Annotated in this window: 23 protein-coding genes; 4 read left to right on the forward strand and 19 right to left on the reverse strand. The window is 69.7% G+C overall.

Going from position 1 to position 23,473, the window contains the following annotated elements; all coding sequences use genetic code 11:
* Nucleotides 1-2: 2 nt before the first annotated feature.
* Nucleotides 3-2,384 (forward strand): 1,4-alpha-glucan branching protein GlgB, encoded by a 2,382-nt coding sequence (gene glgB, locus NR111_RS01790; protein ID WP_256819673.1) that lies wholly within the window; start codon nt 3-5, stop codon nt 2,382-2,384.
* Nucleotides 2,385-2,402: 18 nt separating this feature from the next.
* Here glgB and NR111_RS01795 read toward each other — a convergent pair whose 3' ends face one another.
* Together NR111_RS01795 and NR111_RS01800 are read right to left on the reverse strand one after the other, a co-directional pair.
* Nucleotides 2,403-3,347, reverse strand: a complete 945-nt coding sequence (locus NR111_RS01795; protein ID WP_256819675.1) for a tetratricopeptide repeat protein — start codon at nt 3,345-3,347, stop codon at nt 2,403-2,405.
* A gap of 35 nt (nt 3,348-3,382) precedes the next feature.
* Nucleotides 3,383-4,582, reverse strand: a complete 1,200-nt coding sequence (locus tag NR111_RS01800) for an acetyl-CoA C-acetyltransferase (protein WP_256819676.1) — start codon at nt 4,580-4,582, stop codon at nt 3,383-3,385.
* Nucleotides 4,583-4,658: 76 nt separating this feature from the next.
* On the opposite strand from NR111_RS01800, the gene mce reads away from it, so the two are divergent.
* Nucleotides 4,659-5,129: a methylmalonyl-CoA epimerase gene (gene mce, locus NR111_RS01805; protein ID WP_256819677.1), complete on the forward strand. Its 471-nt coding sequence runs from the start codon at nt 4,659-4,661 to the stop codon at nt 5,127-5,129.
* Between the two features lie 34 nt (nt 5,130-5,163).
* The gene (locus NR111_RS01810) at nt 5,164-6,042 is read left to right on the forward strand and encodes a hypothetical protein (protein ID WP_256819678.1); all 879 of its coding nucleotides are present in this window, start codon (nt 5,164-5,166) and stop codon (nt 6,040-6,042) included.
* Here NR111_RS01810 and NR111_RS01815 read toward each other — a convergent pair.
* The 17 genes from NR111_RS01815 to rho form a co-directional block, all read right to left on the reverse strand.
* Nucleotides 6,023-6,325 carry an ATP/GTP-binding protein gene (locus NR111_RS01815; protein ID WP_241260944.1) on the reverse strand — a complete coding sequence of 101 codons (303 nt, stop codon included), beginning with the start codon at nt 6,323-6,325 and terminating at the stop codon, nt 6,023-6,025. The genes NR111_RS01810 and NR111_RS01815 overlap by 20 nt on opposite strands.
* 14 nt (nt 6,326-6,339) lie before the next feature.
* Nucleotides 6,340-7,020 (reverse strand): endonuclease NucS, encoded by a 681-nt coding sequence (gene nucS, locus NR111_RS01820; protein WP_067718317.1) that lies wholly within the window; start codon nt 7,018-7,020, stop codon nt 6,340-6,342.
* A gap of 50 nt (nt 7,021-7,070) precedes the next feature.
* Nucleotides 7,071-7,520 carry a DUF2550 family protein gene (locus NR111_RS01825; protein WP_067718320.1) on the reverse strand — a complete coding sequence of 150 codons (450 nt, stop codon included), beginning with the start codon at nt 7,518-7,520 and terminating at the stop codon, nt 7,071-7,073.
* Nucleotides 7,521-7,575: 55 nt separating this feature from the next.
* Nucleotides 7,576-7,947, reverse strand: a complete 372-nt coding sequence (locus NR111_RS01830) for a F0F1 ATP synthase subunit epsilon (RefSeq protein ID WP_067718322.1) — start codon at nt 7,945-7,947, stop codon at nt 7,576-7,578.
* A 9-nt stretch (nt 7,948-7,956) separates the two neighbouring features.
* Nucleotides 7,957-9,405 carry a F0F1 ATP synthase subunit beta gene (gene atpD, locus NR111_RS01835; protein WP_067718325.1) on the reverse strand — a complete coding sequence of 483 codons (1,449 nt, stop codon included), beginning with the start codon at nt 9,403-9,405 and terminating at the stop codon, nt 7,957-7,959.
* 3 nt (nt 9,406-9,408) lie between these two features.
* Nucleotides 9,409-10,401, reverse strand: coding sequence for a F0F1 ATP synthase subunit gamma (locus NR111_RS01840; protein WP_067718328.1), 993 nt, complete (start codon nt 10,399-10,401; stop codon nt 9,409-9,411).
* A gap of 54 nt (nt 10,402-10,455) precedes the next feature.
* Nucleotides 10,456-12,096 (reverse strand): F0F1 ATP synthase subunit alpha, encoded by a 1,641-nt coding sequence (gene atpA / locus NR111_RS01845; protein ID WP_067718330.1) that lies wholly within the window; start codon nt 12,094-12,096, stop codon nt 10,456-10,458.
* A 90-nt stretch (nt 12,097-12,186) separates the two neighbouring features.
* Entirely contained in the window at nt 12,187-13,005 is an 819-nt protein-coding gene (locus NR111_RS01850) for a F0F1 ATP synthase subunit delta (protein ID WP_256819684.1), read from the reverse strand.
* A gap of 14 nt (nt 13,006-13,019) precedes the next feature.
* Nucleotides 13,020-13,592, reverse strand: a complete 573-nt coding sequence (locus NR111_RS01855) for a F0F1 ATP synthase subunit B (protein WP_067718335.1) — start codon at nt 13,590-13,592, stop codon at nt 13,020-13,022.
* A gap of 25 nt (nt 13,593-13,617) precedes the next feature.
* Entirely contained in the window at nt 13,618-13,857 is a 240-nt protein-coding gene (locus tag NR111_RS01860; RefSeq protein WP_067718337.1) for an ATP synthase F0 subunit C, read from the reverse strand.
* Nucleotides 13,858-13,955: 98 nt separating this feature from the next.
* Complete coding sequence (atpB, locus tag NR111_RS01865; protein WP_235027792.1) at nt 13,956-14,639, reverse strand: F0F1 ATP synthase subunit A; 684 nt, start codon at nt 14,637-14,639, stop codon at nt 13,956-13,958.
* A gap of 363 nt (nt 14,640-15,002) precedes the next feature.
* Nucleotides 15,003-15,446, reverse strand: a complete 444-nt coding sequence (locus tag NR111_RS01870) for a hypothetical protein (RefSeq protein ID WP_067718342.1) — start codon at nt 15,444-15,446, stop codon at nt 15,003-15,005.
* Between the two features lie 10 nt (nt 15,447-15,456).
* Nucleotides 15,457-16,623: a glycosyltransferase family 4 protein gene (locus NR111_RS01875; protein WP_067718345.1), complete on the reverse strand. Its 1,167-nt coding sequence runs from the start codon at nt 16,621-16,623 to the stop codon at nt 15,457-15,459.
* 3 nt (nt 16,624-16,626) lie between these two features.
* Nucleotides 16,627-17,280 (reverse strand): L-threonylcarbamoyladenylate synthase, encoded by a 654-nt coding sequence (locus NR111_RS01880; RefSeq protein ID WP_067718348.1) that lies wholly within the window; start codon nt 17,278-17,280, stop codon nt 16,627-16,629.
* Nucleotides 17,277-18,242 (reverse strand): peptide chain release factor N(5)-glutamine methyltransferase, encoded by a 966-nt coding sequence (gene prmC, locus NR111_RS01885; RefSeq protein ID WP_067718351.1) that lies wholly within the window; start codon nt 18,240-18,242, stop codon nt 17,277-17,279. Before prmC ends, NR111_RS01880 begins: the two co-directional genes overlap by 4 nt.
* A 3-nt stretch (nt 18,243-18,245) precedes the next feature.
* Nucleotides 18,246-19,331, reverse strand: coding sequence for a peptide chain release factor 1 (gene prfA, locus NR111_RS01890; RefSeq protein ID WP_096905251.1), 1,086 nt, complete (start codon nt 19,329-19,331; stop codon nt 18,246-18,248).
* Nucleotides 19,328-21,328: a transcription termination factor Rho gene (gene rho, locus NR111_RS01895; RefSeq protein WP_256819688.1), complete on the reverse strand. Its 2,001-nt coding sequence runs from the start codon at nt 21,326-21,328 to the stop codon at nt 19,328-19,330. Before rho ends, prfA begins: the two co-directional genes overlap by 4 nt.
* 433 nt (nt 21,329-21,761) lie before the next feature.
* On the opposite strand from rho, the gene NR111_RS01900 reads away from it, so the two are divergent.
* A complete protein-coding gene (locus tag NR111_RS01900) occupies nt 21,762-23,423 on the forward strand; it encodes a long-chain-fatty-acid--CoA ligase (protein WP_256819689.1) in 1,662 nt (553 codons plus the stop codon).
* The last annotated feature ends 50 nt before the right edge of the window (nt 23,424-23,473 follow it).

Genomic DNA, 23,473 nt, shown 5'->3' on the forward strand with positions numbered 1-23,473 from the left:
CCATGGCAAAGCACAAGAAGAAGGACCGCTCCACCGACCGGCTCCAGCCGGAGCAGACCTCGTCGTCGTCGCCCTCGTCGTCGTCGCCGCCGTCTTCATCACCGCCGTCACCGCCGTCACCGACACCGCCCGCGCCGGCCACGGCGCCCGTCGCGTCCCCCGGGCCCGTCACTCCCACGGAACCGACGCCGATCCCGCACGACGTCCTCGGCCGGCTCCGGTCCGGCACCCACCACGACCCGCACTCCGTCTACGGCGCGCACCGCGACGGCGACGGCTCGGTCGTCCGCACCGTCCAGCCGGGCGCGGTGGAGGTGGAGATCGTGTTCGACGACCGCACCGTCCCCATGACCCCGGTCGGCGACGGACTGTTCCACGCGGCGGTGCCCGAGACGGAGGTGCCCGACTACCGTTTCCGGGTCCGCTACCCCGACGGCCACACGCGCACCGTCGCGGACGGCTACCGCTTCCTCCCGACGCTGGGCGAGGTCGACCTGCACCTCATCGGCGAAGGGCGCCACGAACGACTGTGGGATGTCCTCGGCGCCCACGTGCGTACCTACGACACCGCGGGCGGACCGGTCACCGGCACGTCGTTCGCCGTGTGGGCGCCCAACGCCCGCGGGATGAGCGTCGTCGGCGACTTCTGCGGATGGAATCCCACCGCGCTGCCCATGCGCTCGATCGGGTCCTCCGGGGTGTGGGAGTTGTTCGTCCCCGACGTCGCCGACGGCGCCGTCTACAAGTACTGCGTCCGCGGGGCCGACGGCCGGACCATCGACCACGCCGACCCCATGGCGGTGGCCACCGAGGTGCCGCCCTCGACCGGGTCGAAGGTGTTCACCTCCGGCTACGAGTGGAACGACGACGAGTGGATCGCCGCCCGCGCGACCCGCGACCACTCGCACTCCCCGATGACCGTCCTCGAGGTCCACGTCGGCTCCTGGCGGCCCGGCCTCGACTACCGCGAGTTCGCGCACGAACTCGCCGACCACATCATCGAGACCGGGTTCACCCACGTGGAGTTGATGCCGGTCGCCGAGCACCCCTTCGGCGGCTCGTGGGGCTACCAGGTCTCGTCGTACTTCGCCCCGACCAGCCGGTTCGGCACCCCGGACGACCTGCGCTACGTCATCGATCACCTCCACTCCCGCGGTATCGGAGTCCTGGTGGACTGGGTACCCGCCCACTTCCCCAAGGACGAGTGGTCGCTCGGCCGGTTCGACGGCACCCCGCTCTACGAACACGCCGACCCCCGACGCGGCGAACAGCCCGATTGGGGCACCTACGTCTTCGACTTCGGCCGCCACGAGGTGCGCAACTTCCTCGTCGCCAACGCCCTGTACTGGGCCGAGGAGTTCCACATCGACGGACTGCGGGTGGACGCCGTGGCCTCGATGCTCTACCTCGACTACTCCCGCGAGGCCGGCGAGTGGACCCCCAACATCCACGGTGGACGGGAGAACCTCGAGGCCATCTCGTTCCTCCAGGAAGTCAACGCCACCCTGGCCCGGGAGCACCCCGGTTTCCTCACCGTGGCCGAGGAATCCACGTCCTGGGGCGGCGTCACGTCGCCCACCTACACGGGCGGCCTCGGGTTCTCCATGAAGTGGAACATGGGCTGGATGAACGACACCCTGCGCTACGTGGGGCTCGACCCGATCTACCGCGGTTTCCACCACGGCGAGATCACCTTCTCGATGATGTACGCCTGGAGCGAGCGCTTCGTCCTCCCCCTGAGCCACGACGAGGTGGTCCACGGCAAGGGATCGATGTGGGAGCGCATGCCCGGCACCTCGTGGGACCGTGGGGCCGGCATCCGCAGCCTGTACGCCTACATGTGGGCGCACCCCGGCAAGAAGCTGCTCTTCCAGGGCCTCGAGTTCGGGCAGACCACCGAGTGGGACGCCGACAAGGGTGTCGCCTGGGAGAATCTCGAGGGCTGGGAGGGCGAGTACCACCGAGGCATCCTCGCCTGCGTGCGTGACCTCAACGCCCGCTACGCCGAGAATCCCGGCCTGTGGTCGCTCGACGACGACCCCTCCGGGTTCTCGTGGATCGACGCCAACGACGCCGCCCACAACACGCTGTCCTTCCTGCGGACGGACCACGCCGGCAACACCGTCGCGTGCGTGGTCAACTTCTCCGGCGCCGCGCTCGGCGACTACCGCATAGGGCTCCCCGAGGACGGGTACTGGGAGGAGATCCTCAACACCGACGCCTCGGCCTACGAGGGCTCGGGCGCGGGCAACCTCGGCGGTGTCCACGCCGAGCCGGCACCCCACCACGGACGGCCTTATTCCGCGGCGATCACGGTCGGCCCCCGCGCCACCGTGTGGTTCCGACACGCGGCACCGACGACGACGGAGATCGCGGGCGCCTGAGCGGCCGGGAGCCGAGCGTCAGTAGAGCGCGCTCGCGAGGTCCCGGCGCGCGGCCAGCACGCGTGCATCGTCCACCGGCAGCGCCTCGAGGAGCTCGAGCAGGCGCGCACGCAACGTGGCCCGCTCGTCACCACCGTGGACACGGATCGCGTTCACCAGCGTCGCGAACGCGGCCTCGTACTCGCCGCCCACCAGGGAGGTGTCGGCGGCCCGCAGGGCGTCGGGGATGGACCCCTCGCCCGTGTCGGCCGCCTCCACCGAGCGGCGAGAGGCCTGGACGTAGCGCAGCGCCTCCACCAGGGAGTGCTCTCCCGGGCGGGAGTCCACGAGCGCCGTGAAGCGCTCCTCCGCGGCCGCCAGGTCGCCCTCGGCGAGCGCGTCCTCGGCGGCATCCCGCTCGGGGTCGGTGGGCTCCTCCGGCTCCACGTCGTCGGTGTCCGGTGCGGGCCCACCCAACTTGCCCTCGGTCGCCCGGAGCACGGCCGCGAGCCACTGACGTAGGGCCTCCTCCGGCTGCTCACCCTCGAAGTCGGCGAGCGGGCGGCCCGCCGCCACCGCGTACACGGTCGGCACCGCCCGGGCCTGCAGCGCCTGCGCGATGCCCGGGGAGACGTCGACGTCGACGGTTGCATGGACCCACTGACCGCCGGCCTCCATCGCCAGTGCGTCCAGCAGGCTGGTCAGCGCGGTCGGCGCCCGCTGGGACACCAGCTCGAGGATCACGGGAACCTGGGCGGACCGGGCCAGGACCTCCTGCTCGAAGGAGGCCTCGTCCACCTCCACCAGGACCGCCGGACCGGAGCCTGGCGGCGGGCCGCCCTGCCCCGGGGCGCGACCGGTCTCGGTCGCGCCCCGGCGGGTCTCGGCCCGCTTCTTCAGACCGGACAGGTCGACGGCGCCTGCGAGCGACGCCGCGAGCTTCTGTTCGGCGGCGGACGGGGGTCGGTTACCTGGTCTCGTCACGGCTCCGATCCTGCCACGACGGGCGCGCGGGGGTGTCAGCCGGCCGCGGGCACCCGGATGATCAGGGCGTCACCCTGGCCGCCGCCGCCGCACAGGGCAGCTGCTCCGAGCCCGCCGCCGCGGCGTGCGAGCTCGAGGGCCAGGGTCAGCACCACGCGGTTGCCGGACACCCCGATCGGGTGACCGATCGAGATGGCGCCGCCGTTCACGTTCACCTTGTCGGGGGTCAGGTCGAGCATGCGGGTCGAGTGCAGTCCGACGGAGGCGAAGGCCTCGTTGAACTCGAACAGGTCGATGGCGGAGACGTCGACTCCCGCCCGCTCGCACGCGTTCAGCACCGCGTCGGCGGGCTGGTGCTGGAGGGTCGAGTCGGGGCCCGCGACGGTGCCGTAGCCGACGATCTCGGCGAGCACGGGCCAGCCCTCGGCCTCGGCACGGGCCGCGGACGTGATGATGGTCGCCGAGGCGCCGTCCGAGATCTGCGACGACGAACCGGCGGTGATGGTCCCGTCCTTCGAGAAGGCCGGACGGAGCTTGCTCATCGACTCGAGGGTCGAGTCGGCGCGCACGCCCTCGTCGGTGTCCACGACGGTGTCGCCCTTGCGGCCCTTGACCGTCACCGGCACGATCTCGTCGGCGAACCGCCCCTCCTTCGCCGCCGCGGCCGCGCGCTGGTGGGAGATCGCCGCGAACTCGTCCTGGTGCTCACGGGTGATCTCCAGCTCGACGTTGCGCGCCTCCGTGAGCGCACCCATCGGCTGGTCGGTCGGAACGTCGTGCAGGCCGTCGTACGCCATGTGATCGAGGACCTCGATCGACCCGTACTTGTACCCGGCGCGGCTCTTGGGCAGCAGGTGCGGAGCCTGGGACATCGACTCCTGGCCGCCGGCAACGATGACCTCGGAGTACCCGGACCGGATCGCCTGGTCCGCCAGCGCGATCGCGGTCATACCGGACAGGCACATCTTGTTGATGCTCAGCGCGTCGACGCGCTTGGGCAGCCCGGCGGCGAGCGAGGCCTGACGCGCGGGCATCTGGCCGTTGCCGGCCGAGAGCACCTGTCCCATGATCACCTGATCGACGGCCTCCGGGGAGACGCCGCCCCGCTCGAGGGCCGCACTGATCGCGATGCCGCCGAGCTCCGGGGCGGACAGCGAGGACAGGCCGCCCTGCAGGCGGCCGAACGGCGTGCGGGCGCCGGAGACGATGACGGTACGGGTGGGGTCGGCGGTCATGAGACACCTTCCGATGGAGGGGATGAGACTGTGGTCACCAAACTACCGCGAGCACCGACCGACTAACGTGATGGGCATGACGACTACCCCAGCCGGCCAACCCCTCCTGCCCTCCGAACTCGTCGTGGCGATCGACCACGTCGGGGTCGCCGTGCCCGATTTCGACGCCGCCGTCGACTGGTATCGCGAGAACCTGGGGATGGAGAACCTCCATGAGGAGGTCAACGAGGAGCAGGGCGTGCGCGAGGCCATGCTCGGCTCCCCCGGTCGCCCGGAAGGCGGCGCCCTGCTGCAGATCCTCGCACCGCTGGACGAGTCCTCCACCATCGCCAAGTTCATCGACCGCAACGGGCCGGGGATCCAGCAGATGGCGGTCCGGGTCACCGACATCGACGCCATCACGGCACACCTCACGGGGCGGGGCGTCAGAGTCCTCTACCCGGCACCCAGGAGGGGCACCGCGGACTCCCGGATCAACTTCGCCCATCCCAAGGACGCGGGCGGCGTGCTCCTCGAGCTCGTCGAGCCCGCCGACGCACAGCACTAGTCGCCCCTCACGCGCCCGCCGCTAGGGTGGTGACATGTCGAGCATGCACACGTCACCCACAACGGCGGAGTCCTTCGCGGTGGTGCGCAGGGGATTTGACCGTGAGCAGGTGATGGGAGCACTCACCCGTCTCGAGACGGAGACGGGGGTACTGCGCGCTGACAGGGACGCCGCGGTCGAGCGTGCCGAGAGAGCAGCGGCGGAGGCCGACCGGCAGCGGGCACGCGTGGCCGACCTCGAGGCCAGGGTCGCCGAACTCGGTCGGGCTCCCGTCACCAGCGGTCAGATGTCGGACAGGGTGTCGACGATGCTCTCGCTGGCCACCGCCGAAGCCGAGTCCATCCGCGACTCCGCTCACGCCACCGCCGACCGGATCCGCGCGGAGGCGGAGGAGGACGCGTGGCGGCTACGGGAGACCGCGGGCGCCGAATTGGCCGCGGTCCGCAGGAGTGCCGAGGCGGTCCGCACCGAGCACTCGTCCGTCCTCGATGCGGCACGCGCCCGCGCCCGGGAGATCATCCTCGCCGCGGAACGAGAGGCCCGGCGACTGGACGACGAGGCGGCGCGCCGGCGGCACGAGATCGATGAGGACCACCGACTGGCCTCGGATCTGCGCCGGAGCGAGGACCTGCGCGCGGCAACGCAACGCCAGGACGCCTCGCTGGCGGCCGCGGAGTCCACGCGTCGCGAGGCCGAGGAGGAGGCCCGTCGGCTCGTCGACGACGCCCGCCGCCGGGCGGAGCGTCTGGTCTCCCGGGCGCGACGACATGTCGACGATCTGCGCGTGCTCCGCGAGCGTGTGCTCGACGATCTCGGCGCGATCCGGGCGACACTCGAACCTGTCCCCGGGACAGGCGACGACGTGGAGTTCGACCTGCCGGAGGAACCGGACCTCAACTCCAGCGACGGGTGAGGCCTCTCCGGCCCCGGCCGGACCAGCACCCGGTGTGCCAGTGGCGACGTTCCTCGTCCCCTCCGGGCCGGTCCGGCCACACCACCACATGCGCGGTACCGGAGGTCACCAGGTGATCGCACCCCGGGCACCGGTAGTCCTTGCCCGCCCTGGCGCCGGGGATCCGTCGGACGTGGTAGGAGTCGGGGTCACCCGCGGGTCCTGGTTCGAGCGCCGAGCCCCCGAGTCCGTGCCGCTGCGGTAGCGGTCGGTCGGACCCGCCACGTCGGTGTCGTCTGGGCATCGCGAACGACTCGTTCAGAACAGCCGGAGGTCGGTGGACTCGATCCCTCGCAGGGAGTCGTAGTCCAGGGTCACGCATCGGATGCCACGATCCTCGGCGAGGGTGCGAGCCTGGGGCTTGATGATCTGGGCCGCGAAGATCCCGCTGACCGGCGCGAGCAACGGGTCGCGGTTGAGCAGCTCCAGATAGCGGGTCAGTTGCTCCACCCCGTCGATCTCGCCGCGACGTTTGATCTCCACCGCCACTGTCGTGCCCTCCCCGTCACGGCCGAGGATGTCGACGGGGCCGATCGCCGTCATGTACTCCCGGCGGACCAGGCTGTACCCCTGACCGAGCGTCTCGATGTGCTCGGCGAGCAACTCCTGCAGGTGGGCCTCGACACCGTCCTTCACCAGTCCCGGGTCCACGCCCAGTTCGTGTCGGGAGTCGTGGTGCACCTCGGCGACGGTGATCCGTAGCTGCTCCCCCGCCTTGTTCTCCACGACCCACAACTGATGCTCCGGGTTCTCCGGGTGATCCCGCTCGGTGAGGGAACACGGCGGGGTCATCCAGTTGAGGGGCTTGTAGGCGCGGTCGTCGGCGTGAACGCTCACAGACCCATCGGCCTTGACGAGCAACAACCGCGGGGCCATCGGAAGATGAGCCGTGAGGCGACCGACGTAGTCGACCTGGCACGTGGCTACGACGAGACGCAACGGTTCCTCCTGGGTACGGGCACCGCCCCCGGCACTCGGCGCGGATGGTGTCAGCGGTGGGGACGCCGGGGGCGGACCTGCTCGGTGGAGCAGGCCTCGACCCACGCGAGCATCCCGGTCAGTTTTGCGAGGGCCACGCAGAGTTCACCTTCGACCGGACGGGCGCGGCGGTCGTGTCCGGAGAACGGAACGATCACCTCGCCCTCCTCTGCCACGTCGAGCTCCGGACCGGTGGGCTGTCGACGCGGGCCCAGCACGAGGGTCCGCCGGTCCAACCGCACGTCGGCACCGAACTTCACGCTCAGCAGACGGTAGAACGCGACCTCGGTATCCGAGTACCGGACGGCGCCGTATCCCCACGCATCCTCCCCGGCCCTGCGAACGAGGACCGACGTGGAATTACGACGCACGACGACCAGTCGATACACGACGGCCGCGACCACCGGGACGAGCACGAGCAGGATGACGACACCGAGAATGATCTCGATGGGAGCCGTCACTCTGCTCATCCCCTTCCGGCGGTCGCGGCCGTGTGTGACGGGCGGACCGTGCGTACTAGGCGCCGGCCTTCTCGATGGCGAGGAGTCGGCCCCGGGCGGTGGCCGCGGCGGAGGCGTCATCGCCGGCCTCGGACAGCTGCCGCTCCGCGGCGGCGCGATCGATCGCGTCCGACCACTCTGCGGACTCCCCGAGGATGCTGACCTTGTTCGCGGTCACCGACAGGAAGCCGCCCTGGACGGCAGCGACCTTGCGCCCCTCGTCCGTGTACACCGTGACGGTACCGGCGGCATCCAGCTCACCGAGCAGAGGCTCGTGACCGGCCTGGATACCGATCTCACCCTCGCTGGTCTTGGCGACCACCATGGATGCGGTCCCGGACCAGAACCTGCGCTCGACGGTGACGAACTCGACTTCGATCTCAGCCATGGACGACCGTCACTTCCCGGAGAGCTTCTTGGCGTTGGCCTCGACATCGTCGAGACCGCCGATGCCGTTGAACGCCTGCTCCGGAAGGTGGTCCAGCTCGCCCTTGCAGAGCTTGTCGAACGCCTCGATGGTGTCCGACAGCGGGACGACCGAACCGACCTGACCGGTGAACTTCTCGGCGACCAGGAAGTTCTGGCCGAGGAAGCGCTCGAGGCGACGGGCACGCTGAACCGTGACCTTGTCCTCCTCGGACAGCTCGTCCATACCGAGGATGGCGATGATGTCCTGGAGTTCCTTGTACTTCTGGAGGATCTGGATGACCTCCTGGGCGACGCGGTAGTGCTCCTCGCCCACGATGCCCGGCTCGAGGATCCGAGAGGTCGAGGTGAGCGGGTCGACGGCCGGGTAGATGCCCTTCGACGCGATGGAGCGGGAGAGCTCCGTGGTGGCGTCGAGGTGGGCGAACGTCGTGGCCGGCGCCGGGTCGGTGTAGTCGTCGGCGGGGACGTAGATCGCCTGCAGCGACGTGATCGAGCGACCACGCGTCGAGGTGATTCGCTCCTGCAGCTGACCCATCTCGTCCGCGAGGGTCGGCTGGTAACCGACGGCGGACGGCATGCGGCCGAGCAGCGTCGAGACCTCGGAACCGGCCTGCGTGAAGCGGAAGATGTTGTCGATGAACAGGAGGACGTCCTGGCCCTGCACGTCGCGGAAGTACTCGGCCATGGTGAGGGCCGAGAGGGCGACGCGCATACGCGTCCCCGGCGGCTCGTCCATCTGACCGAACACCAGGGCGGTGTCCTGGAGGACGCCCATCTCCTCCATCTCGAGGAAGAGGTCGGTGCCCTCACGGGTGCGCTCACCGACGCCGGCGAACACCGACGTACCGGAGAACTCACGCGCGATACGGGTGATCATCTCCTGGATGAGCACCGTCTTGCCGACACCGGCACCACCGAACAGACCGATCTTGCCGCCCTTGACGTACGGGGTCAGCAGGTCGATCACCTTGACGCCGGTCTCGAGGATCTCGGTCTTGCCCTCGAGCTGGTCGAAGGCCGGCGGCTCGCGGTGAATACCCCACTGCTCGCCGTCCCGGCCGGTGCCGGGCGCGTCGAGGCAGTCGCCCAGGGCGTTGAAGACGTGGCCCTTGACGACGTCGCCGACCGGAACCGAGATCGGCTGACCGGAGTCGACCACCTCGGCACCGCGGACGAGTCCGTCGGTGGACTGCATCGAGATGCAGCGCACCATGTTGTCGCCCAGGTGCTGGGCGACCTCGAACGTCACGGTCTTGGCGACCGCCGCGAGGGTGATCTCGGCGGTGAGGGCGTTGAAGAGGGCCGGGAGGGCGCCGCGCGGGAACTCCACGTCGACGACCGCACCCAGGACGCGGGCGACCCGACCGGTGAGACCGGCCGTGCCCGTCGTGCTCTGATCGGTAACAGCTGTGGTCATTGCTTAGTCACTTCCTGCGCTAGCGGCGAGCGCACCAGCGCCACCGACAATCTCGCTGATTTCCTGGGTGATCTGTGCCTGGCGTGCCTGGTTCGCCTCGCGGCTCAGGCCCTCCACCAGCTCGGTGGCGTTGTCGGTCGCCGACTTCATGGCGGTCCGTCGTGCCGCCGACTCCGACGCCGCCGCCTCGAGGAGCGAGGCGAAGGCACGGGTCGACATGTACCTCGGGAGGATGTTGTCCAGGAGGGTGTCCGCATCCGGCTCGAAGGAGACCTCCGGCTTGAATTCGGACTCCGACCTGGGGCTGTCGTCCATCATGCCGTCGCTGAGGTCCAGCTCCTCGATCTCGACCTCGGTCTCGATCGGGGCCAGTCGACGCGCCCGCGGGGTCTGCGTGAGCATCGACTTGAACTGGGTGTAGACGATGTGGACCTCGTCGACGCCCTTGCGGGTGGTGTCCGTGCCGTCCCCCTCGAGGAACTCGGAGGCGTCGAACGTCGACTCGCCGCCGGCCTTGAAAGCCGCCGACAGGAGCTGGAACGCCGGACGCGCTTCCTGGTAGTCCGGCTTCTGCGAATGCCCGTGCCAGGCACCGGCGAGCTCGACCTCGCGGAACGTGTAGTACACGATCCCCTTGTTGCCCATCACGTAGATGTCGACCTCACGCCCCTCGCTCTCGAGGTAGGCGATGAGCTCGGCGGCCTCCTTGAGCACGTTGTGGTTGTAACCACCACACATGCCCCGGTCGGAGGTCACCACCAGCACGGCGGACCGCTTCGGGTTCTCCGGCTCGTTGAGCATCGGGTGCTTGAGCGACGAGGCACTCGCGAGATCGGTGAGGATCGCGGTGATCTGGTCCGCGAAGGGCTTGGCCTCCGCGACCCGGGCCTGGGCCTTGGAGATCTGCGAGGTCGCGATCAGCTCCTGGGCCTTGGTGATCTTCTTGGTCGAGTTGACCGACTTGATCCGGTCGCGTAGTTCACGCATGTTGGCCATGGGCGTGGATCACTCTCCTCTCGACCTTGAATCGGATGGCTGTCATCGCAGGCCTCAGGCCTTCTTCTTCTTGGTGACCGTGAGCTTCTCACGATCGATCTCGTCCTCGGACAGCGCCTCGGCCTCGGGCTCGTTGACCACACGGGAACCGTCGGTGGCGACGAAGCCCTCCTTGAACTCGTTGGTCTTGGCCTCGAGGGTCGACTTGGACTCGTCGGAGAGCGCGGCTCCCCCCTCGATCTGGCTGTAGACGTCGGAGGCGGAGTGCCGCAGGGTCTCGAGCAGCTCGCCCTCGAAGCGACGGACGTCCTCGACCGGGACGGAGTCGTAGAAACCCTCACCGGCGAGGTAGATCGAGACGATCTGGTCCTCCACTGCGACCGGCGAGTTCTGGTCCTGCTTGAGGATCTCGACCAGACGCTGGCCACGCTCGAGCTGCGCCTTCGAGGCGGCGTCGAGGTCGGACGCGAACGTCGCGAACGACTCGAGGTCGCGGTACGCGGCCAGGTCCAGACGCAGCGAGCCGGAGACCTTCTTCATGCCCTTGGTCTGCGCGGCACCGCCGACTCGGGAGACGGAGATACCGACGTTGACGGCCGGACGCACACCGCGGTTGAACAGGTCGGACTCGAGGAAGACCTGACCGTCGGTGATCGAGATGACGTTGGTCGGGATGAACGCCGAGACGTCATTGGCCTTGGTCTCGATGATCGGGAGACCCGTCAGCGACCCACCGCCCATCTCGTCCGAGAGCTTGGCGCACCGCTCGAGCAGGCGGGAGTGCAGGTAGAAGACGTCGCCGGGGTACGCCTCGCGACCCGGGGGGCGACGGAGCAGCAGCGAGATCGCGCGGTACGCGTCGGCCTGCTTGGACAGGTCGTCGAACACGACCAGGACGTGCGCACCGTCGTACATCCAGTGCTGCCCGATGGCCGAACCGGTGAACGGCGCGAGCCACTTGAAGCCGGCCGAGTCAGAGGCGGGGGCGGCGACGATGGTGGTGTACTCCATCGCGCCGTTCTCCTCGAGCGTCGCCTTGACACCCGCGATGGTGGAGCCCTTCTGGCCGATCGCGACGTAGATGCACCGGAGCTGCTTGGTCTTGTCGCCCGACTCCCAGTTGGCCTTCTGGTTGAGGATCGCGTCGATGCAGACCGCGGTCTTGCCCGTCTTGCGGTCACCGATGATGAGCTGACGCTGACCGCGACCGATCGGCGTCATGGCGTCAATGGCCTTGATGCCGGTCTGCATGGGCTCCTCGACCGGCTGGCGCTCCAGAACGGACGGCGCCTGCAGCTCGAGGGCGCGGGTGCCTTCCGACTCGATATCGCCGAGGCCGTCGATGGGCTGCCCGAGCGGGTTGACGACGCGACCGAGGAAGCCGTCGCCGACCGGAACGGAGAGGACCTCCCCGGTGCGACGCACCTCCTGCCCCTGGGCGATCTCGTCGAAGTTGCCGAGCACGACCGCACCGATCTCGCGGTCCTCGAGGTTCAGTGCGACGCCGAGGATGCCGCCCGGGAACTCCAGCAGCTCGTTGGCCATCGCGGACGGGAGTCCGCTGATGTGGGCGATACCGTCGCCCGTGTCGGTGACGATTCCGACCTCCTCGCGCGACGCCTCGTTGGAGACCGTCGAGGTGTAATTCGCAATCGCACTGCGGATCTCGTCGGAGGAGATAGTCAGCTCCGCCATGTCATTCCTGCTCTCACTAAGTGTGGTCTGGATGTGTCTTGTCAGGTGAGCATCGACCGAGTGCGACCGTTGCTCGTCGGGTGTCGAGGCCTAGGGAAGCGCCCGTCGTACGGCCGAGAGCCGCCCGGCGACGGAACCGTCGATGATCTCGTCACCGACGCGGATCACCATGCCGCCGAGGACCGCCTGGTCGACCTGGACGTGGACCGCCATCTCCCGTCCGTAGATCTCGGCGAGCTTGCCCTCGAGTGCGGCCCGCTGCTCGGTGGTGAGTTCCGTGGCACTGGTGACCACGGCCACCGACTGTCCCTGGAGTTCGGCCGCCTGCCTGGACAGCGCGTCCAGATCGTCGGCGGGCATGGCGTCCGGCCGGGCGATCGCCTGCCCGGCGAGCGCCTCGGTGACCGCGGTCACCTTGCCGTAGAGGACCTGACCGAGGAGTGTGCGCTTGGACTCCGTGGTGGTCGTGCGGTCGGACAGAGCCTGCTCGAACTCCGCGTCGCCGGCGACGATGCGGCCCAATCTGAACAGTTCGTCCTCGACCGTCCCGAGCTGACCCTGCTCCCGGGCCGAGAGCAGGAGCGCTTCCCGGCCGAGGGTGACGAGGCCCTCACGGAGATCCCGCGGGGTGGACCAGGACAGTGCGACCGCAGCAAGCACGACCGCGAGGGTCGACTCGTCGATCTTCCAGCCGAACACCGAACGGGCGAGGTCCTCGCGGGCCTCGACCGGTGCGGACGAGTCCGCGACGGCGACCCGCAGGGAGCGGTCACCCTCCAGGACGTCGACGACCCGGAAGAGCTCGGCACCGACCTTGGCGCCCGTGGCGCCCCCGGCCGGGTTCGCGGAGAGCGTGGACTGCAGGACCGACCGGGACTGCTCGAGGGCGTCGCGGCTTGCTGCGTGCATAGTCTGCTTCTTCCTTACTTCTGGCCCGCCCCGGCGACCTTGTCCAGGTCGGCGAGGAAACGGTCGATGGTGCCCGAACGGCGGACCGGATCGGACAGCTGCTCACCCATGAGCCGCTCGGCGAGCTCGACCGACTGGCGTCCGAGGTCGCCACGGAGCTCCGTGACGATCTGCTGACGCTGCGCGGCGAGCTGCTGCTGCCCGGCGGCGACGATGCGGTCGCTCTCGGCCTGGGCCTCCGCCTTCATGTCGGCGAGGATCTGCTGCCCCTGCGCACGCGCGTCGTCGCGGATCTTCGCGGCTTCGCCACGCGCCTCGGCGAGCTGGGCGTTGTACTTGTTCAGGGCCGCCTTCGCCTCGGCCTGTGCGGCCTCCGCCTTCTCGATGCCGCCCTCGATGCGCTGGGTGCGCTCGTCCAGGACCCGCTTGAACATCGGGAGGACGAACTTCCAGAACACGAACAGGACGACAGCGAACGGGATCAGCGACCAGACGATGTCGTACAGCGCCGGCGAGAGGACGTTGGGCGTCTCCTCCAGCGGGAGCCCCTCGGTCTCGCTCTGGGCGAGAATGTGGATCGGATTCATGTCGTTGACCTTCGCCAGCCGGCGATCAGAAAATGAAGCCGGTGACGATACCGATGAGCGCCAGGGCCTCGGTGAAGGCGATGCCCAGGAACATCGTGGTGCGCAGCTGGCCGGCCATCTCGGGCTGGCGGGCCATGCCCTCGATCGCCTTGCCGACGACGATGCCGATGCCGATGCCGGGGCCGATCGCGGCGAGGCCGTAGCCGATGGCGCCGTAACCGCGGGCGGTCGTCTCGGTTGCCTGGGCGAGAGTGACGATATCCATGTGGGTTTCCGTTCCCTTTCAGATGGCCGGTGCGGGATGTCCGCACTCGGTCGTCGGTGTGGTCTGGGTGTCCCGGCGCTCGCGGCGCCGGAAGTCTTTTAGTGACTGTCGGCGTGCAACGACAGGTCGATGTACACCGCGGTGAGCAGCGCGAAGATGTACGCCTGCAGGAAGATCACCAGCAGCTCGAAGAACGTGAACGCCACCGACACGATGATGGTCACGAGGCTGACCGCGGTCCACCCGTTGAACTGCCAGAAGAAGAAGTTCGTGGCGGAGAACAGCAGCACGATCATGATGTGCCCGGCCAGCATGTTGGCCATCAGACGGATGGTCAGCGTGGCCGGCCGCAGGATGAAGGTCGACACGAACTCGATCGGCACGACCAGCAGGTGCAGCGCCGGGGGAAGGTTCGGCACGACGACCGACTTGCCCACGAAGGAGAAGAAGCCGTACTTCTTGGCTCCCGCATAGATGAAGACCACATACGCGACCGCGGCCATGACCAGCGGCATGCCGATCCGCGCGTTGGGCGAGATGTTGAAGCCCGGGATCACGGCAGGCAGGTTCATGAACAGCGTGAGGAAGAAGATCGTCGCGATGACCGGGAGGAACCGGTCACCGTCCTTCTTCCCGATGATCTCGTCCGAGATGTTGTTCTTGACGAAGTCCAGCGCGATCTCGCCGACGTTCTGCAGTCCGCGCGGCACGACGGCCGACCGGCGCATCGCCAGGTAGAACAGCACCGCGACGACGGCCGCCGCGATCAGCCGGATGATCATCAGCCGGTCCAGAGCGAACGGAGTCCCCTCGAAGAGCACGGCCGGCGGGAAGAAGTCATTTAGTGACGGCGGATGGAACTCGCCCTTGAATGCCAGCAGTGACGTGCTCAGCGCTCTCTCCCCTGTTCGGGCCGCCTGCAGAGACGGTGGTCATGTCCAGTGTTTCGTTCCGACCTGCGGAACCCGGGAGGGCCCGGGGATTCTCGCGGCGTGTACCGCCGCACCCTTTTCCGGTTTCCCTCCGCAGAGCATCGTAGCAAAGGCCATCCCCTGCGGACCCCTGGGGGCACCTCACGCCGTTATCAGCTCCACATCTCCCCGAAACCAGTCCGTGACCGATCGGGAGTGCCGGAAAATCCCAGCTCAGGGCTCCACGTACGGGGCGCGCGTGCGCAGAATGGCCACCGTCTCCGACGCGAGGACCACGACCATGGCCACGACGATGGTCGTGGCGAACGCGGGCTTGGAGTAGAAGTCGAGCGGCTTGAGAGCCGCGACGACCCCGATCGCCACGATGAGCTTGAGGAGCCACGTTCCCAACAGGACGGCTCCGGTCACCTGGGGTGAGGTTCGGGCCGTGGCGATCACCACCACCGCGGTGAGGAGGACGAACACGCCACCGATCGCGGCCCCGAGCAGGGCGCCCCACAGGCCGGAGCGACCATCCACCGCCCACCACAGCCCTGCGCTGATCACCATGAGCACGGCGAGCGCGGCGGCGCCGAGGGTCACCGCCCTGCGTAGTCCGATGGTGTGGGCGCTCTCGACCTGGTGTCCGGGGGCGTCGTGTCCGGGGGTGTCGTCCATACCCCGCAGCCTAGTCGCCCGGGGATCGGGGCCCGTCGGCCGTCCGGTGCTTCCCGCGCGAACTGCGGAGGCGAGGGACGAGGGTCGCCGCCAGGACGGAGAGGAGACCGGCCGCGATCGCGGGGACGATCACCTCGGTGGGCAGCATCGTCGCCCCGACGGCCCCGAACGCGATGAGGGAGACCCACGCGTAGATGACCAGCGCGACCCTCCGGTGGGAGTGCCCCAGCGCGAGCAGCCGGTGGTGCAGGTGCATCTTGTCGGGTGCGAAGGGGCTACGGCCGGCCCCGACCCGCCGCACCACCGCCATGACGAGGTCGAGCATCGGCACGAACATCGCGGCCGCGACCACGATCACCGGCGAGAGCAGGACGATCATGTCCTGGGGCCCGTACAGGCTCTGCGAGATCTTCCCGGAGGCGCTCGTCGAGGCCGCGGCGAGGACCAGTCCGATGAGCATGGACCCGGAGTCGCCCATGAAGATCCGGGCGGGTTGGAAATTGTGGGGCAGGAACCCGATGAGGGCCCCGGCCAGGACCGCGGTGACCAGTGCCGGCGGGTAGGCCCCGACGGTCCCGCCCTGGTCCAGCATGATGCCCACGGAGAACACGCAGATCGCCGTGGCCGCGATGGCCCCGAGTCCGGCGGCGAGCCCGTCGAGTCCGTCCACGAAGTTCATCGCGTTGACGATCGTCAGTGTGAACACGACCGTGAGCAGTCCGGCCTGGAGCTGGTCGAGGACGAGGATGTTGCCGTCCCCGAAGGGGATGTACAGCAGCGTCCACGACACGCCCATCGCGACCAGGACCCCGGCCGCGGCGGCCTGGCCCGCGAGTTTGGTGACGGCCCCGAGCCCGAGGATGTCGTCCACGATCCCCACCAGCACGATCACCCCGCCGGCGACGATGGTGGCCTCCACGTCGGGGGCGAAGGGCGGGAAGGCCCGGTTCAGGGCCGGCAGCTGCGCGGCGAGGTAGACGGCGATGAGCATCCCGGTGAAGATGCCCACCCCGCCGAGCCGGGGGGTGGGGACCTGGTGCACGTCCCGCTCCCGCGGGTAGGCGAGCCCGCCGATCGCGGGTGCCACTCCCCTGACCAGACCGGTGACGACGAAGGTGACCAGTCCGGCGGTGACCGCGATGAGCAGCAGCTCCCGGAACGGGACCCCGGCACCCATGGTTCAGCCGCGCAGGACCGCGGGGTCGACGCCGAGGACCTCTCCCACGCGCTCGGCGGTCACCGCGCCCTCGCGGACGATGCGCGGACCGGGCCCGGTGAGGTCGACGATCGTCGAGGGCTGGCCGATCGCACATGGGCCGCCGTCGAGGTACACGGCCACCGAGTCGCCGAGCTGCTCCCGGGCCTGGGCCACGGTGGTGGCCGGCGGTTGACCGGAGACGTTGGCACTGGACACCGCGAGCGGGCCGACCTCGCGCAGGAGTTCGATGGCGACGGGGTGCAGCGGCATCCGGAGCATGACCGTGCCGCGGGTCTGGCCGAGGTCCCAGCCCAGGGACGGTGCCTGGTGCACGATGAGACTCAAGCCCCCCGGCCAGAAGGCGCGGATGAGGTCGCGGGCGGCGGCCGGGGTGCTCACGACGAGGCCGTCGATGGTCTCCCACGAGCCGACCAGGACCGGCACCGGCATGTCCGGGCCACGGCGCTTGGCCGACAGCAGCGAGACCACCGCGTCCGGGTCGAAGGCATCGGCGGCGATGCCGTAGAGCGTGTCGGTGGGGGTCACGACCAGCCGGCCCGAGCGCAGGGCGCCGGCAGCGGAACTGAGACCGACTTCGCGGCCGGTGTCCTCGGTGCAGTCGTAGGTGATGGTCACCGGGTGGTCCCCTTCCGGACTGTCGTGTCGACCTTGTCGTCGTCGCGGTCGTCGTCGTCGTGCGTGTCGTCGTGGCCCGCGTCGAGTCGCGTCGCGGTGACGAATCGCGGTCGGCCGGCGAGGTCGGTGTGCTGCTCCACGGTACCGAAGCCCCCCTGCGCGGCCACGACCGCGGCGACCGCGGCGCCGGTGGTGTCGTCGTGCTCGACGGCGAGGTGCCCTCCCGGCGCGAGGAGGGCGGCGGCCACGCCGACGAGGGGGGTGACGACGACGAGGCCGTCCCGCCCCCCGAACAGCGCCGTCGCCGGCTCGTGCTCGAGGACGTCGGCGGGGAGATCATCGGTGACCGGGATGTACGGGGGGTTGGACACCACGGCGGCGGCGCTGCCCCGCAGGTCCGAGAGGACGTCCGCGTCGGTGGCGTCGGCGTGGTGGACCTCGATCGGGGTGTCCCCGGCGGCGGCGCGCTCGGCGGCGTTGCGGCGCAGCCACTCCAGCGCGGCCTCGTGCAGTTCGACGGCGTGGACGCGGGCGTCGGGCCGGGCGTGGGCGATCTCCAACGCGAGGGTGCCGCTGCCGGCGCAGAGGTCCACCACGACCGGGCCGGGGCCGGGGCCCGGTGCGGGCAGGGCCGCGAGCGTCGACTCGACCAGCAACTCGGTCTCCGGTCGCGGGATGAACACCCCCGGCCCGACGGCCAACTCGAGCCGTCCGGAGACCGCGCGGCCGAGCAGGTACTGCAGGGGGGTCCGGTCGCGGGCGCGGGCGGCGACGATCCGCTCGACCTCGCTCACCGCGGCGGCGTCGAGGTCGTCGGCGAGCATGAGCCGGGTGCGGTCGATGCCGAGCACGTGCGCACAGATGAGCTGGGCCTCGACGTGCGCGGAGTCGACGCCCGCCGCGCCGAGCGCCTGCGCGGCCGAACGCACGACCCCGGTCACCCCGGCCGAGCGCGGGTTCACGGCCTAGGCCTCTTCCATTCGTCGCCGCCGCTCCTCGGTGGCGAGGGCGTCGAGCACCGCGTCGAGGTCACCGTCCAGCACGGCGTCGAGATTGTGCGCCTTGAACCCCACCCGGTGGTCGGCGATGCGGTTCTCCGGGAAGTTGTAGGTGCGGATGCGCTCCGACCGGTCGACGGTGCGGACCTGGGTGGCCCGGCCCTCAGACGCCTCGGCGTTGGCGGCCTCCTCGGCGGCGGCCTGGAGTCGCGCCGCGAGCACCTGTAGCGCGCGTTGCTTGTTCTGCAGCTGACTGCGTTCGTTCTGACACGTGACGACCGTGCCGGTGGGCAGGTGGGTGATCCGCACCGCGGAGTCGGTGGTGTTGACGCCCTGCCCGCCCTTGCCGGATGAGCGGTAGACGTCGATGCGCAGGTCGGACTCGTCGATCTCGACCGGACCCACGTCCTCGGGCTCCGGGTAGACGAACACGCCCGCGGCCGAGGTGTGGACCCGGCCCTGGGACTCGGTGACCGGCACCCGCTGGACCCGGTGCACCCCGCCCTCGAACTTGAGGCGGGACCACACCCCGTCGCGAGACGGCTGGCGAGCCCGGATGGAGAAGGTCGCGTCCTTGTACCCGCCGAGGTCGGACTCCGTGAGGCCGAGGACCTCGATCACCCATCCGTGTTTCTCGGCGTACCGCGTGTACATGCGGGCGAGGTCGGCGGCGAACAGTGCGGACTCCTCGCCGCCCTCCCCCGACTTGATCTCCATGACCACGTCGTCCGCATCGTGTGGGTCGCGGGGCGCCAGCAGGTCGGCCAAGCGGGTCTCGAGCTCGGCCGCCTCAGCCTCCAGCTCCTCGGCCTCCCCGGCGAACGAGGAATCGTCGCCGGCGAGCTCCCGCGCCGCGGCGGCGTCCTCGCGCGTGGACACCAGCGCACGGTGACACTGCACGATCGGGGTGAGCTCGGCGAAGCGTTTGCCCACCCGGCGGGCGGCGGTGGCGTCCTCGTGCAGAGCGGGGTCGGACAACTGCGTCTCGAGGCCCCCGTACTCGGCCAGGACGTCGTCGATCGAGGACGGCGACCGTCCCTCGTTCCCGCTCACTCCTCGTCCTGCGGCAGGGTGGGCGTCGTCTTGGCCACCTGCAGCAGGAATTCGTAGTTGTTGTTGGTCTTGCGCAACTGCGACATGAGCAGGTCGATGGCCTGGTGGGAGTCCAGCCCCGAGAGCACGCGGCGCAACTTGTGCATGATCCCGGCTTCCTCGGGGGTCATGAGCAGCTCTTCCTTGCGTGTACCCGAGGGCCCCACGTCGACCGCGGGGAACACCCGCCGCTCGGCGATGCGACGGTCCAGTTTGAGCTCGGCGTTGCCGGTGCCCTTGAACTCCTCGAAGATCACCGTGTCGCCGGCCGAGCCGGTCTCCACCATCGCGGTGGAGATGATCGTCAGCGATCCACCGTTCTCGATGTTGCGCGCCGCGCCGAGGAACCGCTTGGGCGGGTACAGGGCCGTGGAGTCGACGCCGCCGGACAGGATGCGACCCGAGGCGGGCGAGGAGTTGTTGTAGGCGCGGCCGAGTCGCGTGATGGAGTCGAGGAGGACGACGACGTCCTGCCCCATCTCCACCAGACGCTTGGCCCGCTCGATCGCGAGCTCCGCGACCTGGGTGTGGTCCGACGGCGGACGGTCGAAGGTCGAGGCGATGACCTCGCCCTTCACCGAACGCTGCATGTCGGTGACCTCCTCCGGCCGCTCGTCGACGAGGACGACCATGAGGTGGCACTCCGGGTTGTTGACCGCGATCGAGTTGGCGATGTTCTGCAGGATCGTGGTCTTACCGGCCTTGGGCGGGGAGACGATCAGCGCGCGCTGCCCCTTGCCGATCGGCATGATCAGGTCGATCACGCGGGTCGAGATGATGTTCTTCTCGGTCTCGAGGCGCAGTCGCTGGTTGGGGTACAGCGGGGTGAGCTTCGCGAAGTCCGGGCGATTGCGGACCTGGTCAACCGGGCCACCGTTGACGGTGTCGATGCGGACCAGCGGGTTGAACTTCTGGCGGTTCTTGCCGCCACCCTGGCCCCCGCCGCCGCCCTGGCCGCCGCCCTGGCCGTCGTTCTGGCCGTCGCGGGGCATCTTCACCGCGCCGGTGATCGCGTCACCGCGACGCAAGCCGTGACGACGGATCATGTTCATGGAGACGTAGACGTCGTTGGGTCCCGCCAGGTAGCCGGACGTGCGGACGAACGCGTAGTTGTCCAGCACGTCGAGGATGCCCGCGACCGGCTGCAGGACGTCGTCGTCCCGCACCTCCGTCTCACCCTCGGCCGGGCGCCCCCCGCCGCGATTGCGCTCGCGGCGCCGGCGGCTGCGACGGCCGCGGCCCCCTCCGTCGTCATCACGGTTCTGACCGTCACCGCGGGGGCCGTTGTCGCCGCCGCCCTGGTCGGACTGGTCGTTGCGTCCGCCCTGCTGATCGCGGTTGCCGCCCTGGTTGCCCTGGTCGTTGCGGCCGCCCTGCTGATCGCGGTTGCCGCCCTGGTTGCCCTGGTCGTTGCGCCCGCCCTGCTGATCGCGGTTGCGGCCGCCCTGCTGATCCCGGTTCTGCTGGTTACGCCCCTGACGCTGCCCGCTACCGCGGTTGCCGTCCTCGCGACGGGACCGGTCCCCCTGGCGACCGGAGTCGGAGTCATCCGACCCGCCCCGGGGGTTCTCCGCACCGCCCCCGGCCCTGTCGCCACGATCCCGTCGGCCGGACTCGGTCTGCGGGGCGGGCGCCCCGCTCCGTGCAGACGCCTCGTCTCGTGCAGACGCCTCATCGCGGTCCGGCGTCTTCTCCGGAGCCGACTCGGCCTTCGCCGCGGGCTCGTCGGCCACCGCGGGTTCGGTTTTCGGGGCGGGCGCGGTCTTCGGGGCGGGCTCACGGGCCGGCGCGGGCCTGCCACCCCGGGCGCCCTCGATCATCGCGACGAGGTCGCCCTTGCGCTTACCCGACAGGCCTTTGAGGCCCATCTGCTGGGCCAGCGACTTGAGGTCGTTCAGGCGCATCGCCGACAGCGAGGCACCCTGTGCTGGCGTGGAAGTGGTGTCCGTCGAGGTCACGGGGATCCTTTCTGGGCCCGGGGCCGGGGCGGTGTACGCCGCCTCGCATCGAGCAGGTGTCCGGGAAGCGGACTCGGCGTCCCGGGGTGGCCGCTGGGGCCTTCCGTGGCGGCAACGTGGCCGGACACGGATCTTTCGTCTGAGGGGGATCCTCGTGAGGGGAGAACCGCTCGATAGTGGGGATCCCTGTACGCCACTCGCCGATCGGCCTGTCCCACCGAGTCCGATCCACACCACACCGACCTGGTGCGGAGGGTGCTGCGAGGATTGACTCGGAATGCTGGGACGACCGGGCGCCCGTGGCTGGGTGCAAGCATACTACTCTGTGGCCGATCGCGCGCAGGTCCCCCTTCCGCGAGTCGCGACTGGCGCTCACCGCGTCGGATGCGGGCGGTAACGTACAGCACACGACAAGGGCCACACGACCTCGGAGGTGACCGTGCTCGGAACGATGCTGGACACGCCACTGCTCGTGTCCCGGATCCTCGAGCACGCGGCGGAACGACACGGTGGGTCCACTGTCACCGGATTCGTCGGCGACCTGGAACCCCGTCCGGTGCGATACGACGTGCTGGCCTCCCGCGCGGCCGCCACCGCGCACGCCCTCGCCGGGCTCGGGGTACGACCCGGCGATGTGGTGGGCATCCTGTCCGGCAGCCGCACCGAGGTCGTCGAGGCGATGTTCGCCCTCCCCGCGATGGGCGCGGTCGCCCTCCCGGTGAACGTCCTCCGCTCGCGGGAGTTCATGCTCTCCGTCCTGAGCGACAACCGGGTGTCGGTCGTACTCGTCGACCCGGAGCTGCTCTCCTCGGCACTCCCGGTGGCCGCGCAGCTCGATTCGCTGCGCCACCTCGTCGTCGTCGACGGTCAGGTACCCCCAGACCTCGGCGAGCTCGATGCCGACGTCCACGCCCTCGAGACCCTCCTCGACGGCCAACCCACCACCTACCCGTGGCCCGACCTCGATGAACGCTCCGCCGCGGCGATCGCCTACACCTCCGGCACCACCGGCGCGTCCAAGGGCGTCGCCTACACCCACCGGTCCATCTGGCTGCACTCCATGCAGATGTCCATGGCCGAGAGCGCGGCCCTGCGCAGCGGCGACACCGTCCTGACCACCGTGCCGATGTACCACGTCATGTCCTGGGGGCTGCCGTACGCCGCGTTCATGACCGGCGCCGGCCTCATCACCGCGCGACCACGGCCCGGCCGGGTGCTCACCACCGGCCACGACATGGCCGACCTGCTGCGCACATACAGGCCGAACAAGATGGCCACCACACCGGCCACCCTCCAACGGCTACTCCGGCGGCTGGAGAACAATCCGCAGTCGATCGCACATCTCAGCGAGGTCCTCGTCGGCGGATCGCCCGTCCCCGAGGCCCTGTTCGACGCGTTCGTCGAGCGCCACGGGGTCACGATCATGCAGGCCTACGGACTCACCGAGTCCAGCCCCATCGCGTCGTTCGCGCGCCCGGACCCCCACTCCTCCGCGACCCGGCGACGCGCACAAATGCTCGGTCAGGGACGTTTTCCCGCCGGCGTGAAGGCACGCATCGTCGACGGCGGTCGGGTCCAGCACAACGACGGGTGGTCGGTCGGCGAACTCCAGATCCGCGGCCCGTGGGTGACAGCCCGCTACCTCGGCGACGAGGCCTCCGATCGCTTCGTCGACGGGTGGCTACGCACCGGGGACGTTGCCAGCATCTCCCCCAAGGGCTACCTCGACGTGGTGGACCGGGTCGACGACATCATCGCCTCCGGCGGTGAACTGATCTCGACGGTCGAACTCGAACACGCGATCCTGCTCGACGACCGGGTCGCGGAGGTGGCCGTGGTCGGTGTCCCGGACGAACGCTGGGGCAACCGGCCGCTCGTCCTGGTCCAGCTCAAGACCGGGGCGACCGCGTCCGCCCGCGCCCTCTGGGAGGGTCTCGAGGGCGTCGTGGAGAACTGGAAGCGCCCGGATCACTGGGCGTTCGTCGACCACATCCCGCAGACCACGGTCGGAAAGTTCGACAAGATCAGGATCCGGGCGCGCCACGCCGCGGGCGACTACGAGATCACGACGATCGCCCCGGAGGCGTCCGACTGAATCCCTCCGACGGGGTCTCGAAGGGACGCTCTACCGATCGGACGGGACGC

Origin of the sequence: Dietzia sp. Die43 (genome assembly GCF_024519835.1) — a bacterium.
In the GTDB taxonomy this organism is placed as follows: domain Bacteria; phylum Actinomycetota; class Actinomycetes; order Mycobacteriales; family Mycobacteriaceae; genus Dietzia; species Dietzia kunjamensis.

Bases quoted from the DNA above. Each gene is read 5' to 3' on its own strand.
- glgB (WP_256819673.1), top strand. From the start codon at position 3: ATGGCAAAGCACAAGAAGAAGGACCGCTCCACCGACCGGCTCCAGCCG.
- NR111_RS01800 (WP_256819676.1), bottom strand. From the start codon at position 4,582: ATGACCGCCGACCCCACCCGTACCGTCATCGTCTCCGGCGCCCGCACG.
- mce (WP_256819677.1), top strand. From the start codon at position 4,659: ATGACGACTACCCCAGCCGGCCAACCCCTCCTGCCCTCCGAACTCGTC.
- NR111_RS01810 (WP_256819678.1), top strand. From the start codon at position 5,164: ATGTCGAGCATGCACACGTCACCCACAACGGCGGAGTCCTTCGCGGTG.
- NR111_RS01815 (WP_241260944.1), bottom strand. From the start codon at position 6,325: ATGCCCAGACGACACCGACGTGGCGGGTCCGACCGACCGCTACCGCAG.
- NR111_RS01830 (WP_067718322.1), bottom strand. From the start codon at position 7,947: ATGGCTGAGATCGAAGTCGAGTTCGTCACCGTCGAGCGCAGGTTCTGG.
- atpD (WP_067718325.1), bottom strand. From the start codon at position 9,405: ATGACCACAGCTGTTACCGATCAGAGCACGACGGGCACGGCCGGTCTC.
- NR111_RS01840 (WP_067718328.1), bottom strand. From the start codon at position 10,401: ATGGCCAACATGCGTGAACTACGCGACCGGATCAAGTCGGTCAACTCG.
- atpA (WP_067718330.1), bottom strand. From the start codon at position 12,096: ATGGCGGAGCTGACTATCTCCTCCGACGAGATCCGCAGTGCGATTGCG.
- NR111_RS01850 (WP_256819684.1), bottom strand. From the start codon at position 13,005: ATGCACGCAGCAAGCCGCGACGCCCTCGAGCAGTCCCGGTCGGTCCTG.
- NR111_RS01855 (WP_067718335.1), bottom strand. From the start codon at position 13,592: ATGAATCCGATCCACATTCTCGCCCAGAGCGAGACCGAGGGGCTCCCG.
- NR111_RS01860 (WP_067718337.1), bottom strand. From the start codon at position 13,857: ATGGATATCGTCACTCTCGCCCAGGCAACCGAGACGACCGCCCGCGGT.
- atpB (WP_235027792.1), bottom strand. From the start codon at position 14,639: ATGATCATCCGGCTGATCGCGGCGGCCGTCGTCGCGGTGCTGTTCTAC.
- NR111_RS01870 (WP_067718342.1), bottom strand. From the start codon at position 15,446: ATGGACGACACCCCCGGACACGACGCCCCCGGACACCAGGTCGAGAGC.
- NR111_RS01875 (WP_067718345.1), bottom strand. From the start codon at position 16,623: ATGGGTGCCGGGGTCCCGTTCCGGGAGCTGCTGCTCATCGCGGTCACC.